At 40.0% G+C, this 13,711-nt stretch carries 15 protein-coding genes; 6 read left to right on the top strand and 9 right to left on the bottom strand.

What is annotated here, in order from left to right; all coding sequences use genetic code 11:
* Nucleotides 1-278 precede the first annotated feature (278 nt).
* Nucleotides 279-1,163 (top strand): IS110 family transposase, encoded by an 885-nt coding sequence (locus tag NST34_RS15470; protein ID WP_341128201.1) that lies wholly within the window; start codon nt 279-281, stop codon nt 1,161-1,163.
* Nucleotides 1,164-1,305: 142 nt separating this feature from the next.
* On the opposite strand, the gene NST34_RS15465 is transcribed toward NST34_RS15470, so the two are convergent.
* The 3 genes from NST34_RS15465 to NST34_RS15455 form a co-directional block, all read right to left on the bottom strand.
* Nucleotides 1,306-1,494 carry an alpha/beta fold hydrolase gene (locus NST34_RS15465; protein ID WP_053781983.1) on the bottom strand — a complete coding sequence of 63 codons (189 nt, stop codon included), beginning with the start codon at nt 1,492-1,494 and terminating at the stop codon, nt 1,306-1,308.
* A gap of 226 nt (nt 1,495-1,720) precedes the next feature.
* Nucleotides 1,721-2,311, bottom strand: a complete 591-nt coding sequence (locus NST34_RS15460; protein ID WP_341128200.1) for a YdeI/OmpD-associated family protein — start codon at nt 2,309-2,311, stop codon at nt 1,721-1,723.
* Nucleotides 2,287-3,228, bottom strand: coding sequence for an alpha/beta fold hydrolase (locus NST34_RS15455; protein ID WP_341128199.1), 942 nt, complete (start codon nt 3,226-3,228; stop codon nt 2,287-2,289). The genes NST34_RS15460 and NST34_RS15455 overlap by 25 nt, the downstream gene beginning before the upstream one ends.
* A 99-nt stretch (nt 3,229-3,327) precedes the next feature.
* Here NST34_RS15455 and NST34_RS15450 point away from each other — a divergent pair, with 99 nt between their 5' ends.
* Nucleotides 3,328-4,239 (top strand): helix-turn-helix transcriptional regulator, encoded by a 912-nt coding sequence (locus NST34_RS15450; protein ID WP_341128198.1) that lies wholly within the window; start codon nt 3,328-3,330, stop codon nt 4,237-4,239.
* Between the two features lie 125 nt (nt 4,240-4,364).
* Here the strand turns inward: NST34_RS15450 and NST34_RS15445 are convergent, their stop codons facing one another.
* The 6 genes from NST34_RS15445 to NST34_RS15425 form a co-directional block, all read right to left on the bottom strand.
* Nucleotides 4,365-5,063, bottom strand: a complete 699-nt coding sequence (locus NST34_RS15445; protein WP_341128197.1) for a CD3324 family protein — start codon at nt 5,061-5,063, stop codon at nt 4,365-4,367.
* A gap of 11 nt (nt 5,064-5,074) precedes the next feature.
* Nucleotides 5,075-5,779: a hypothetical protein gene (locus NST34_RS15440; RefSeq protein WP_341128196.1), complete on the bottom strand. Its 705-nt coding sequence runs from the start codon at nt 5,777-5,779 to the stop codon at nt 5,075-5,077.
* Nucleotides 5,780-6,057: 278 nt separating this feature from the next.
* Nucleotides 6,058-6,180 (bottom strand): GyrI-like domain-containing protein, encoded by a 123-nt coding sequence (locus NST34_RS32130; RefSeq protein WP_445667693.1) that lies wholly within the window; start codon nt 6,178-6,180, stop codon nt 6,058-6,060.
* 15 nt (nt 6,181-6,195) lie between these two features.
* Nucleotides 6,196-6,456, bottom strand: a complete 261-nt coding sequence (locus NST34_RS32125) for a hypothetical protein (protein WP_445667665.1) — start codon at nt 6,454-6,456, stop codon at nt 6,196-6,198.
* A gap of 225 nt (nt 6,457-6,681) precedes the next feature.
* The gene (locus NST34_RS15430) at nt 6,682-7,071 is read right to left on the bottom strand and encodes a hypothetical protein (protein WP_341128195.1); all 390 of its coding nucleotides are present in this window, start codon (nt 7,069-7,071) and stop codon (nt 6,682-6,684) included.
* A gap of 96 nt (nt 7,072-7,167) precedes the next feature.
* Nucleotides 7,168-7,959, bottom strand: coding sequence for a helix-turn-helix domain-containing protein (locus NST34_RS15425; RefSeq protein WP_341128194.1), 792 nt, complete (start codon nt 7,957-7,959; stop codon nt 7,168-7,170).
* A 586-nt stretch (nt 7,960-8,545) separates the two neighbouring features.
* Between NST34_RS15425 and NST34_RS15420 the strand changes: the two genes are divergently transcribed.
* The 4 genes from NST34_RS15420 (at nt 8,546) to gnd (ending at nt 13,687) form a co-directional block, all read left to right on the top strand.
* On the top strand, nt 8,546-9,277 hold the full coding sequence (locus NST34_RS15420) for a GntR family transcriptional regulator (RefSeq protein WP_341128193.1): 732 nt from the start codon (nt 8,546-8,548) through the stop codon (nt 9,275-9,277).
* Nucleotides 9,270-10,808 (top strand): gluconokinase, encoded by a 1,539-nt coding sequence (gntK, locus tag NST34_RS15415; RefSeq protein ID WP_341128192.1) that lies wholly within the window; start codon nt 9,270-9,272, stop codon nt 10,806-10,808. Before NST34_RS15420 ends, gntK begins: the two co-directional genes overlap by 8 nt.
* A gap of 27 nt (nt 10,809-10,835) precedes the next feature.
* Complete coding sequence (locus NST34_RS15410; RefSeq protein ID WP_341128191.1) at nt 10,836-12,182, top strand: GntP family permease; 1,347 nt, start codon at nt 10,836-10,838, stop codon at nt 12,180-12,182.
* 101 nt (nt 12,183-12,283) lie between these two features.
* Nucleotides 12,284-13,687 (top strand): decarboxylating NADP(+)-dependent phosphogluconate dehydrogenase, encoded by a 1,404-nt coding sequence (gene gnd / locus NST34_RS15405; RefSeq protein ID WP_341128190.1) that lies wholly within the window; start codon nt 12,284-12,286, stop codon nt 13,685-13,687.
* The last annotated feature ends 24 nt before the right edge of the window (nt 13,688-13,711 follow it).

Here is a 13,711-nt window from a genome sequence, read left to right as displayed (position 1 = left end):
CAAAGTCTCATTGTGACTATCCTGCCCGTTCGTATTATGAGATCAACCAGTTCTTTCTGGTTGATCCTTTTTTCATTTGCATAGAGGATTAAAGTAGCCTGGTCGAACGTACCTGCCCGTGGGACTTGATCCCGAGAGCTATAATGTTCACCCCTACTTGTCATGACCATGATTGAGGCTGATTGGGACGTAAGATCCCGTATAACAAGCGATGCTATGGAGCGACAAGAAGAACCTTAGGCGATGCCGGTGAATCTAAACTTATAGGGAGAGATAAAATGAATCCAGTTATCGGTCTAGATATTTCTAAAGAAGAAAGCCATGGACAAGCCTTTCTAGAGCGCGGAAAGCCATTCCAAGTGACATTCCACTTTGAGCACACTCGAGATGGTTTAGCAAATCTACTTCAAGTTTTATCAGAAGTTGAATTTTCATCTAAACAACGCCCTTTGCTTATTCTAGAAGCAACCGGTCATTATCAAAGTCCCATTGTTCAGTTCCTAGAGGAACATCAATATATTTATATTGTTATTAATCCGCTCATCTCAAATCGGCTTAGGAAGTCACAACTTCGTAAAGTAAAGACGGATGCTGCTGACGCTTACCTATTGGGAGAGCTGTACTACAAAGAAGAGTTTGAACCTTATAAAAAAAGAGGTGTGCAACTTCTCAATCTGCGCTATCTTACAAGACAATATGAATCTCTTTCAAAGATGTGTGTACAAACTAAACTACAATTCCAAGCTGTTTTAGATCAGATTTTCCCTGCTTACAAAGGTGTCTTTGGAGCTATGTATTCCGGTATTTCATTACAGTTTTTAAGTGAATTCCCAACCTCATATTCAGTATTACAGACGGATGAAAACACACTCAAATCTAAGATGAAAGAACTGCTTTCTTCAAAACGGGGGCGTTCAGAGGACTGGATTAACCAACGGGTGCAACGGGTGCAACGGCTGCTAGTTGCGGCAAAACAAAACCCATTTCAGCAAACCATGTATGCAAGCCACTTAATCAATTTGAAAGTCCTTATTACCCTCATTCTTCAGTACCAAGAGCATCTTACTGGATTGGAACAGAACATAGAGCGATGCTTTTCTCTCCGCCTGTTCAATTATTGCAGTATTTCTGCTTTGTTAGTTATACGCCTTTTCCTTGCGTGAAGTAAAAAACAAACGGCACGGGGCTTTCCCATGCCGTTTTGAATTCCATTTTTATTCCCGTTCTTACCTTTGAGCTTAACTTAATGACATTGCCTGTTTGGGTGTCCTTATTGTTTTTCTAAGTTTTGCTTGCTAAGCGACTCTATTCAGCATCATTCTGCTCTTCCAGCCATCTCAAAATCGCTTGGTTTGTTTCTTCCGGCTTTTCTTGCTGGATCCAATGACCGCAATCCAGATTGACCACTTCCGCATTAGGCACGAACTTTGTCAGGTTTTCAGACCTCTGGACCGTATCCCGGTCACCATAGATCATGAGGGTCGGCTGTACCATAAAAATGAAGGGGGTTGCGATTTTGGATGAGCTGTTTCATCCCTTCTTCATTTAGCGATTTGATTTATGCCTCGCATTTAAAACGTTCTGACTTTTGATGAGAATTAAACCCTAATTGATTGAGAAATACAGTAGCTCCTCTCTCCTAAAGATCAGGGAAACAATAGACCCAGATTTATGCAGTACCAAAAATCCTTTTAACGATTCTTTTGTTATTTATATTTCCTTATTCTGTAATATATTTTTTGCAATGTTGAAATTTTAGCCCTTCTTCAGATGAAGCGATCAATATTCCAAGCCTTCTTAATCGTGTTTCTTCTTTCTTGGCGCTCATTACCCACCAGATAGAATCTCTTTTATAGGATGGTGATAAATTAGTGAAGAATAACCAGGCTGTTTGATTTGCCTTGATTTGTTCTTCATATTCTTTGGCAAGTTCCACGTTTCTTTGTTCAGAGGAATAGCCTTGTGCATCGGTTCTGTTGTTAAAGACGTGCATTCCTTCTGGTCTCATCTTTCCAAGCTGTATTAGTGCTTTTACCTTCTTTACGTTCACAGCACTCCATACACTATTTACTTTGCGCGGAGTAAAGCGAATCTTATAGCTTTGTTTATCAATGGTTTTTCGTATACCGTCAATCCACCCAAAACAAAGAGCGGCATCTACTGATGCAGACCAAGTAAGGCTTGCACGCCCTGTACTTATCCCAAAATAGCCCACCCAAATTTCACTAGCTTCAGCATGATGTTCTTCTAACCAATCGTTAAACTCTTCTTGGTTGTTGAAAAAAACTACATCTCCCATTGTTCCAGCCATTTTAAAATCGCTTGGTTTGTTTCTTCCGGCTTTTCTTCCTGGATCCAATGACCGCAATCCAGATTGACCACTTCCACATTGGGCACGAACTTTGTCAGGTTTTCAGACTTCGCAACCACATCCCGGTCGCCATAGATCATGAGGGTCGGCTGATGGATGATTGGGTTCACTTTCGCCAATAAGCGCCAGTTGCGGTCAAGGTTCCTGTACCAATTTATGCTGCCCGTGAACCCTGATGTTTCAAAAGCGGAGACGTAAACGGCCAGCTCGCTTTCGCTCAATACGGGCTCACCGAGCGGTGTTTCTGCTCTGGCGAGATTGATCAACGCCATACCTGGCTCAGGTGCTCTGAGAGGCTCGTTCTTCCGGTACAGGTTGCGAAGGAACCTGTATGTATTGTCTTCGAATACGGCGTCCGCGACGCCTGGCTGTCGATTGAAGTGGACGAAATAGAAATCGCCGCCAAGTATTTCTTCCATGAACTCGATCCAGGGTTTTTCTCCGCGCTCTTGGTAAGGCAAGCTCAGATTTATCACTTTATTGACGCGGTTTGGATGCAACAAGGTCAGTCCCCAAACGACGAATGCACCCCAGTCATGACCGACAAAGGTAGCGTCCTCGTATCCATAGTGATCGAGAAGCGCGATGAGATCACCCGACAAGTGTTCAATGTCATAGTCTGTTACTTCGGTCGGACGGGATGAGTTGCCGTAACCCCGCTGGTTGGGGACGATGACATGGTAGCCCGCTGCGGCAAGTGCGTCCATCTGATGGCGCCAAGAAAAGGCATGCTCTGGCCAGCCGTGGCAGAGTACAATAGGTTTTCCTGCGTTTTCTCGGCCTGCTTCAAACACTTCGAGTTCCACACCGTTGGCTGAAATAAGGGTGGGCTTGGGAAAATCGGTTGGATTAAACATTGAATTAAAACCTCCTTCTTGTGATACTTGTAGTATAATGAATAAAAGGTGACATCTAGGTGTCACCTTTCTGAAATCATGTAAAAAAAGAGGGCAATTATGGACAAAGTGGAGAGACTCATTTCGATTATCATGATATTGCTGAAAAAAGAGGTTGTTTCTACAACGGAATTCTCACAACTATTCAATGTCTCCAAAAGAACGATCCTTCGCGATATGGAAACATTGAGCTTATCGAACATCCCGATCTACTCTATCAATGGGGTCAAAGGGGGCTACGGCATAATGGATGAATACAAGGTTGATAAACGCCTTTTAAGCAGCTCCGATTTACAGAATATATTAACTGCGCTCGGCGGATTGGAACAAATCCTCCGTACTGAAGAAGTTGAAAGAACGATAAAAAAAATAGAGGCAATGGTTAGTCCATTGTCTCTAAATCGTTCCATTCAACTGTCGTTTTATGATTGGGAAGGTCGGTCCGAGATTCTTGAAACCTTAAAGACATATCAAGAATCCATTTCAAAAAAGAGGCTGGTTTCGTTTGATTATACAGATAAGGACGGGGCTGTAACGAATAGAATGGTCGAGCCCTATGAGCTGCATTTTAGCGAATCGAGTTGGTACTTGAAAGGATTCTGTTTACATCGACAGGGATATCGAACTTTCAAGTTATCTCGGATCGATCATATTACTATGGATGAACGCGCGTTTCATCCTAGAGACGATTGGTCAGAGCAAGTACACGAAGCAAATTATCTACCTGAATTCGTCACGATTAAGGCCTGGATATCGCCTAGCATAAAAGATCAAATCATCGAAAGGTATGGTCGAAGAAGTATTGAAGACCATAGTTCTGGATTTTTATTAGCAACCATTTATGTCCCACAAAATCGTATGGGATTTCAACTTTTAGCAAGCTTCGGCACTCATCTAAAAGTTGTAGAGCCCAAAACCTATGTTGAAGACTTTCGAAATTATTTATATAAAATGATGGAGAACTATTCCTGATATATTTAGCATTAAAGCTTCAACCTTCAACTCAACTTTTCGCCGTCACTTATGGTAAGGTTCCCCGCGCTATCTGTAACGGCAAGTTTTTAGGCCATCCTTTACAGGATGGCCCATTAACCAACTCATACTTTATCGACATATATAAATTTGTTTCCGTAGTATTTCATGAACCTTTTATACTCGGCATTTCCTTTCAAAACGATGGCGGTGGGATAAGCGTTTATTTTGCGTCGTTTTAAGGAAGCTAACAACTCCTGTTGCGCTGTGTAATAAAACTTTCCTTCCCCATATTCAATAAGAAGCGGTGGCAACGCGAATACATCATCTTCACTCTCGTCTGCAATGTTCTCCCTGATATCGTATTCTTCGAGCTGGATGAGACGCAATGGAAACTTAATGATTCCCAAATAGAGAAAGTCTTCATTCATGAGATCCTGTACAGTGAGAGCAGCTTTTCGGGTAAACAGCAAATAGCATTGGATCCACTCTTCGATCATCCCGGCATTCGCATAGTGTACAGCAGATTCTAATGTCGGAGAATAAATTAAATACTCACCATCACTTTTTGAATATATAATTTTCTTAATAGAATCCAAAGATAAGAAGTATTCGTCTGCAAGTTCCGAAACCGTGAGTCCATGTGCATACTTATTGCGAATCATTCGATTGCGCTTCTGTAGATGTTCTCGGTAGCCGGACGTTTCGCCCCAGGCCCTTTTCTCCACCCCGGCAGGAATATAAAGAAGTTTCCCTCCTGCGTATTTCTGGATTTCTTTCAGTAGTTCCTCAGTTAATATATCGTTCGCATTTTCGTATTTCATAGCTTCACCATCTATAAAGCGTATATTCGATTTTTCAGTTCACTAATAGATTTCATGATGGACGTGCAGGACTCCGTGTCATCAATTGACGCATGCCAACGCAAGGTATCAATCCCTTTATAATAAGCCATACATAAGAATCTTTCTTTAAAATGCGGTATGACGATGCCCCTTTTTTTGCAATACTCAAACAACAATTCCGGGATGTGCAAATACGGTTTATTCAAGTCCATAATGGCAAAATCAAGAAGGAAATCGCAGATGCCGGATCTGCTCCAGTCAGGGAACCCGACTGTTGTTTTACCGTCTGTGATCATATTGATGAAGAACGTATTGTTATACACCAAATAACGTTTTCCTTCACAATACGGAATTCTGTCCTTCATTTCCTGTAAGTATTTTTCGAAGAATTCACGTTCAAGAACCGTTGTCTCGAACATCTCCTCCCAATTATACCAATAGCCCTCTTTATTTTCTGCGAATGTATCGATCAGAAATTCCCTACAGGTCCCATATTCCGTTTTACATTCCTCGTTAAACTCGCCATAGCCCTCTACTCCCGTTATATCGGAGGAATGAATATCAAAGATCTTGTCAAAAAACAATTCATGGCGATCTACGAACTGTTCTGGGTTTAATTGATCTGCGACGAATCCACTCGGGGTCATACTAACCTTTTCAGAAAGCATCGATCTTATGATAATGTCCTTACCCATCCTTTTATCTCCCTTTCCATTTTAATCTAGAATACATCAGGTGCGCATCTGATATAGGATAAGGATATCATTGGAATTACGCGGCATATAGGCAATGAATATCTTAAATAAACTTTACACAGTCAAAAAAACTTGCCGTTACTTGTGATAAGATTCCCCACACTATCTGTAATAGTAGTTTTAGGGCCATCCTTTGCAGGATGGCCCTTTCATTGATTTGACCTTGTTCAACTATCATCTTCGTTAATACATATCTGCATTTCACTTGAGTAAAAAAGTTATTTTTTCTTTACAGGTATCCAGATTTCCCCTGTAACATTGACTGCCATGCCATAATACATTTCGAAACTAGGACCATCAACCTGTTCGTAATCAGATGTCGGAAACCACTCGGAGTATATACGTTCCCACAGTTTTTATAAATCACATTGCGGCTCCGGGAAAATAGCCCATGTTAATGCTGGGACAGAAAGCTTTGTAAATCTCTCTGGAATTTCAAGGCCCTTAGGTAAATTGTAACAAATCATATACTTGAAAGATTCTCCTGTATGATCATATAAGGCAGCATGCAATACGGTGTCACCAAAACGTCCTAATATTTCGTTCATAAGATCAACACTGCCATCATCATCACATTCTCCACGAAATTGAGGAACTTCTGAGAACGCTGTTTTCATGTCTAAATTAATTAGACCATACACCCCGAACACTCAAAAAGTCCTCTTTGTTCAATTCGGTAATTCATCTCGACATCTCCTTTTATAGAAATATGAAAGGACATCCGAGGATAGGCTACGAGCAATCTTTTTTACCATAGCCCTCCCTCCATCAGCGAACGCTATTACTCATATTTCGCAAGGCTTCTAAAAATTTTGCCCTACTTGTGATACGGGCTCTCGTCCTCATGAACCGATATGCCCAATCGCCGTCACAAAGAGGAAGAGAAAGACAGCCATTGATCCATTAATGATTTCAAAAAGTATAAGTGGCTTAGACATTTTAGTCGGTGATTTCGGAAAAATACCAGCTAAATCGATAATGTACACGATAAAGTATAAAACAGCGATAATTTTCGTGATGAAAATCGCATTAGGATGTGCAATCAACAAGAGATAACACGTGATAAACGACATAACACCAAGTAAGATAAGAAACAGATTAAATCCCCAAAATACAACCCCTTTTAATTTTGAAAAATCTCTATTCTCAATCGACCCTCCCGGAACCAATATCGCCAACAACATTACATTAAAAAACACTAGTAAACTTGCTATGATCATAATATCCTGCATCGTTATTCCTTCCTCTCATCTGTTAGTGTCTCAAGATTAGCAGGAAGGAATAACAGTGTATTGTAAAAAATCAGCATCTATATGATCTGGCGTTCATCACTTCTGACCATGCCAGACATATCGAAGGGTTAATTCATGTGGAAGTTTCTCTAACTCTTTGACGGTTTTGCCTGCAAACTTTTTGAATGTTTTGATGAGGTGAGACTGATCATAGTAACGATACTGCATCTCCTCCCTCAATCTTTCATCCTCAACATGTTTTCTAAACTTCACAATATCCCCATAGGTCTTTGGGGTAAGCCCGACATGCCTTTTGAAGAAACGCTCTAACGTACTTACTGAAATGCAAAAAAATTTTGCCATACTCACAATATTCAAGTTTTCATACTCTCGTTCTACATAAGTAAGCATTTCCTCTATGCGGCCAGTATCCTTCTTATTCAACACCATCTTATCGAGTAAATAATGATTGATTACTGTGATATTTTGTTCCACATCTTTAAATCTCATCATCCGGTACAGTTCATCTAGATCAGGGTCCACATCGGTGGCTTGTAGGATTCGCTCTTCCAATTCGAGGCCGGGCACTTGAAACAAGTGTATAAATCCTAACGGAGTTAATGAAATCCCGATTTGATACAACTGTTGTCCATATCGAACATATTTCGCGCTTTTCATTTGACCAATCACAACCGTATTGGGGATCACCACTTCCTGATCTTCTCTTACCAGACTGTAAGCAGACCCGTAATTGAAAATGATATTGATATACCCCAGCGGCATAATAATATCTTCTCTATTGTCATCAGCGAGAAAGTCGAAGTCTACGACCCAAATATAGTCCACTATCTTATGTAAGGCATTTATAGGTTCAAAGATTCGAATCATCGTATGCATCTCCTTCTAAAAAACTGGTGAATTCTCTTTTGTCCACGTTTTATTCACCTTGTGGGTCGGCAAGGTCCACGCCTTTATTCCCAATAGGTACGCGAAGTACAGATAAGTCATGCTAGGTTCCCCTATTATTAAAGAGGAGTAGTTTGCTGCGGCAACTGCTCCTCTTTAATAATAGTATCTTTGAAAAATTCGACCAAGCGCGCCATCAAGGTTGACCTGTCGATCGTTACTTCGATTCTCCCCTTTACCATTATTTATGATAAGGTTCAGCATATCATCTCTTAGGTGAAATTTTTTGGGCACCCAGTTGGGTGCCCATTTATCTATATTATGTATGGATTTAGTACTGTTGGACATGTGCTAATTCGCTCGTAGTCGCCGCTTCCACATTTGATAGATTTCCCAACCTATCTTTGTTAAATATACTGACGATATTGGTTTAAGTAAATTGTTAGGTTCAATTGTTCAACAAATATCATGCGTGACAAACCCTAATTAATGAAATCGCTTGCAAAATTAAATATTCAGGATATAATACTTGTATACAAGTATACCATATTAATTATGAGGTGAATTTATGACCGAATCAAATAGATTTCTATATCCCTCCAAATGGCTTTCAAAAGCTTCTGCTGGTGATCGTGTATCCTGCGAGCTTAGAATGCGTATTATTTCCGGCGAAATTGAAAGCGGCACCATATTATCGGAAAATAAATTAGCTGCAGATTTTGCTGTAAGTCGCTCACCGATCCGTGAAGCGTTAAAAATACTGGCATCCGAAAATATCATCCGTTTAGAAAGAATGGGTGCCGTTGTTATTGGTTTATCAGAAAAAGAAATAGAAGAGATTTATGATGTCCGTTTACTCATAGAATCGTTTGTATTTGAACGAATTGTAAAGATAGACACTAATGAATTAATAAAGGAACTTAGTAAAATTCTAGAAATGATGAAGGTCGCAATCAAATATAGTGATGCTGATGAATTTTCCTATCAAGATGTCTTGTTCCATGAAACGATTATTCGTACAGCTAATCATTCATACATCCTGATGATCTGGAATAATTTAAAACCCGTTATGGAAAGCTTCATCCTTTTGTCGATGCGTATGCGTTTCAAAGAAAAATATGAAGACTTTACACGGATTATAAAAAATCATGAACTTTATATTGAAGCGATCCACACAAAAGATAGAGACCTCATGAGTAAGTCCTTGCATGACAATTTTGATGATGTTCAAGGAAAAGTAGAAGACCTATGGATATCGCAGCAAATGCTCTCGAAAGGAGTAGTGCAGCAAAATGACTAACTATATGTTAGGTATAGATATCGGAACCACAAGTACGAAAGCAGTTTTATTTAGTGAAAAAGGCGAAGTCATCCAACAAGAAAATATGGGGTATCCGCTTTATACACCGGATATGTCGACAGCTGAACAAGACCCAGAAGAGATTTTTCAGGCAGTCCTACAAGCCATTTCGAATATAATGAAACATCATTCACACAAAAAGCTATCGTTTGTTTCATTTAGCAGTGCCATGCATAGTGTCATTGCTATGGATGAAAATGACCAGCCGCTGACGCCTTGTATTACTTGGGCAGATAACCGAAGTGAAGCATGGGCACATAAAATAAAAGATGAGTTGAATGGCCATGAAGTCTATAAACGCACGGGAACACCGATTCACCCCATGTCACCATTAACTAAAATAGCTTGGATTGTGAATGACCTTCCCGAAATCGCTTCCAAGGTTAAAATATATATAGGAATTAAAGAATATATTTTCAAAAAGTTCTTTGATCACTATGTTGTTGATCATTCTCTGGCTTCAGCCATGGGCATGATGAATCTCAAAACACTAGATTGGGATGAAGAAGCATTACAAATTGCTGGTATAACACCTGCTCAATTATCTGAACTGGTTCCAACAACCAAGTTATTTACCAACTGTGATTCAGATTTGGCAAAACAGATGGGTATCGATCCACAAACAGCATTTGTCATTGGTGCCAGCGACGGAGTCCTTTCTAATCTAGGTGTAAATGCGATAAAAAAAGGCGAAATTGCCGTCACAATTGGGACAAGCGGTGCCATTCGAACCATTATTGACAAGCCGCAAACAGACAAAAAGGGAAGAATATTCTGTTATGCCTTAACGGAAAAGCACTGGGTCATTGGCGGGCCGGTAAACAATGGCGGGATGGTCCTTCGCTGGATCCGTGATGAACTTGCCTCATCAGAAGTAGAAACAGCAAAAAGACTAGGAATTGATCCATATGATGTATTAACTAAGATTGCTGAACGTGTAAGACCAGGAGCAGATGGATTGTTATTCCATCCATACCTCGCTGGTGAACGTGCGCCTTTATGGAATCCAGACGTACGTGGCTCATTCTTCGGTTTAACGATGTCACATAAGAAGGAACATATGATTCGCGCAGCCCTAGAAGGAGTCATTTACAATTTATACACCGTATTTTTAGCATTAACCGAATGCATGGACGGTCCTGTGACCCGAATTCAAGCTACCGGAGGCTTCGCAAGATCAGAGGTTTGGCGGCAAATGATGTCCGACATATTCGACTCTGAAGTAACCGTTCCAGAAAGCTACGAAAGTTCTTGTCTAGGTGCTTGTATTTTAGGCTTATATGCCACCGGAAAGATCGAATCATTTGAAATCGTTTCTGAAATGGTTGGCAGTACCTACAAACACACACCAAACGAAGAAGCAACGAAAGAATATAGGAAATTACTGCCGATATTCATTAACATATCTAGAGTGTTAGAAGATGATTATACAGGGATTGCCAACTATCAAAGAAGCTTAATCAAACACTAACAAGATAAATATCAGGGGGAAATTACAATGCCATTAGTTATTGTAGCAATTGGAATTTTAGCATTATTAGTTTTAATAATGGGCTTCAAATTAAACACCTTTATTTCATTAATCATTGTATCGTTCGGTGTCGCTTTAGCACTTGGAATGCCCTTGAATGAAATTGTCAAAACCATTGAAGCCGGATTAGGCGGAACACTTGGACACTTAGCGTTAATCTTTGGCCTTGGAGCGATGTTAGGCAAGTTGATCGCTGATTCAGGTGGCGCTCAAAGAATTGCCATGACTCTCGTTCATAAATTTGGTGAAAAAAATATTCAATGGGCGGTCGTAGCTGCTTCATTCATTATCGGTGTGGCGTTATTTTTCGAAGTAGGATTAGTATTATTAATTCCAATTGTATTCGCCATCTCAAGACAATTGAAGGTTTCTATTCTTTATCTCGGTATTCCGATGGCTGCAGCTTTATCCGTAACACACGGGTTCTTACCTCCTCACCCAGGTCCTACAGTTATTGCAGGTGAATATGGCGCGGACATTGGTGAGGTTTTACTTTACGGTTTCATTATTGCAATTCCAACAGTTATTTTGGCTGGACCTATATTTACTAAGCTTGCCAAAAAACTCGTACCTGCATCATTTACGAAAACGGGTAATATTGCCTCTTTAGGAGAACAAAAAGAATTTAAATTAGAAGATACACCTGGATTTGGTATCAGTGTATTTACTGCAATGCTTCCTGTTATTTTAATGTCTATTGCAACGATTATTACTTTACTTCAAAAAACAATCGGATTTGAAGATAATAGTTTACTAGCCGCTATCCGTTTTATTGGTGATGCATCAACTTCCATGTTAATTTCCTTACTGGTTGCTGTCTATACCATGGGATTAGCTAGAAAAATTCCAATCAAAACTGTAATGCAATCTTGTACAACTGCTATTACTCATATTGGGATGATGCTCTTAATCATTGGGGGCGGCGGAGCCTTCAAACAAGTATTGATTAATGGCGGCGTGGGTGACTATGTAGCCGAACTATTCCAAGGAACTTCATTATCACCCATCTTGCTTGCCTGGATCATCGCTGCAATCTTACGTATTTCCTTAGGTTCTGCTACTGTTGCATCTTTAACAACGGCTGGTTTAGTTATTCCAATGTTAGGACAATCTGACGTTAATCTTTCTTTAGTCGTACTTGCAACGGGAGCGGGTAGTTTAATAGCTTCCCATGTTAACGATGCTGGTTTCTGGATGTTTAAAGAGTATTTTGGTCTAAGCATGAAAGAAACATTTGCAACATGGACATTGCTTGAGACAATCGTTTCTGTAGCTGGATTAGGATTTATTCTATTACTAAGTTTATTCCTATAACAACAATATTTGTGGGCAGTCCCCCCACTTATTCTCTTAGAATCTCCTGAGTCAATAAGTGAGGGTTTTTTCTACCTATTAATTAGAAGGAGCAGGACAAAATGTTCAATACAATTGGTGTCATTGGGTTAGGGGTAATGGGCAGTAATATCGCTTTAAACATGGCTAGTAAAGGTGAGCAGGTGGCTGTCTATAATTATACGAGGGACTTAACCGATAATCTTGTTGGCATAACGGAAGGTCAATTAATCCATCCCTACTACAAAATTCAAGACTTTGTTCACTCCTTAAAAGCCCCAAGAAAAATCTTCCTTATGGTCACAGCGGGCAAACCGATCGATTCGGTGATCAGTACATTAGTACCTTTTCTTGAAGCAGGCGATGTGATTATGGACGGTGGTAACTCCCATTACGAAGATACTAAACGTAGATATAATGAATTGAAGTCTAAAGGAATCGGTTATTTAGGAATCGGTATTTCCGGAGGCGAAGTTGGAGCTTTAAAAGGACCTTCGATCATGCCAGGTGGAGATAAAGCCGTATATGATAAAGTAGCTCCTATTCTAACAAAAATAGCAGCCCAAGTGGACGACGACCCTTGCTGTGTTTATATTGGTCCAACAGGTTCCGGTCACTTTGTGAAAATGGTCCATAATGGAATCGAGTATGCAGATATGCAATTAATTGCAGAAGCCTATACATTTTTAAGAAAAAGGTTAGGTTTATCTGTTAACGAAATTGCTGTCGTCTTTGAAACATGGAATCAAGGTGAACTGAACAGTTATTTAATCCAAATCACCGCAGAGATTTTACGGAAAAAGGATGAAATAACAGGCTTACCGCTGATCGATGTGATTCTTGATAAAACAGGGCAAAAAGGCACAGGTAAATGGACGAGCATTCAAGCAATTGATACCGGGATCCCATCATCCATTATCACAGAGTCATTGTTTGCCCGTTACATCTCCTCTTTAAAAGAGGAACGAGTTTATGCAGACAATATCCTATCCGGGCCAGAGATGGATCAGCGGAGTTTAGATAAAGATTTGTGGATTGAGTACGTTAGACAAGCATTATATATGGGCAAAATTTGTGCCTACGCACAAGGATTCACACAATATAAAATGACTTCTGAACTTTACGGATGGGATTTACCTTTAAAGGATATTGCCCTTATTTTCCGTGGTGGATGTATCATTCGTGCAGAATTCTTAAACGTCATAAGCCAAACCTATCAAGCACAGCCAAATCTCGCTAATCTATTAATCGCCCCCTATTTTGCTGAAAAGGTTAAAGAATATCAAATAGGATTGCGAAAAGTTGCCTGTGAGGGTATTAATTCTGGTATTTCGTTTCCATGTTTAAGTGCTTCACTTACTTATTACGATAGTTACCGGACAGGCATTTCAAATGCTAACCTTTTGCAAGCACAACGGGATTATTTTGGAGCCCATACTTATGAACGAAGTGATTTAACAGGATTCTTTCACACAAACTGGCAGTGATCGATAGTGTTAGTAAAAGGTTCA

The sequence above is a fragment of the Paenibacillus sp. FSL H7-0714 genome, from assembly GCF_038003765.1.
Classification (GTDB): Bacteria; Bacillota; Bacilli; order Paenibacillales; family Paenibacillaceae; genus Paenibacillus_AQ.
Note: the sequence above shows the minus strand (reverse complement) of the source record. Positions and strands in the feature narration are given on the sequence as shown.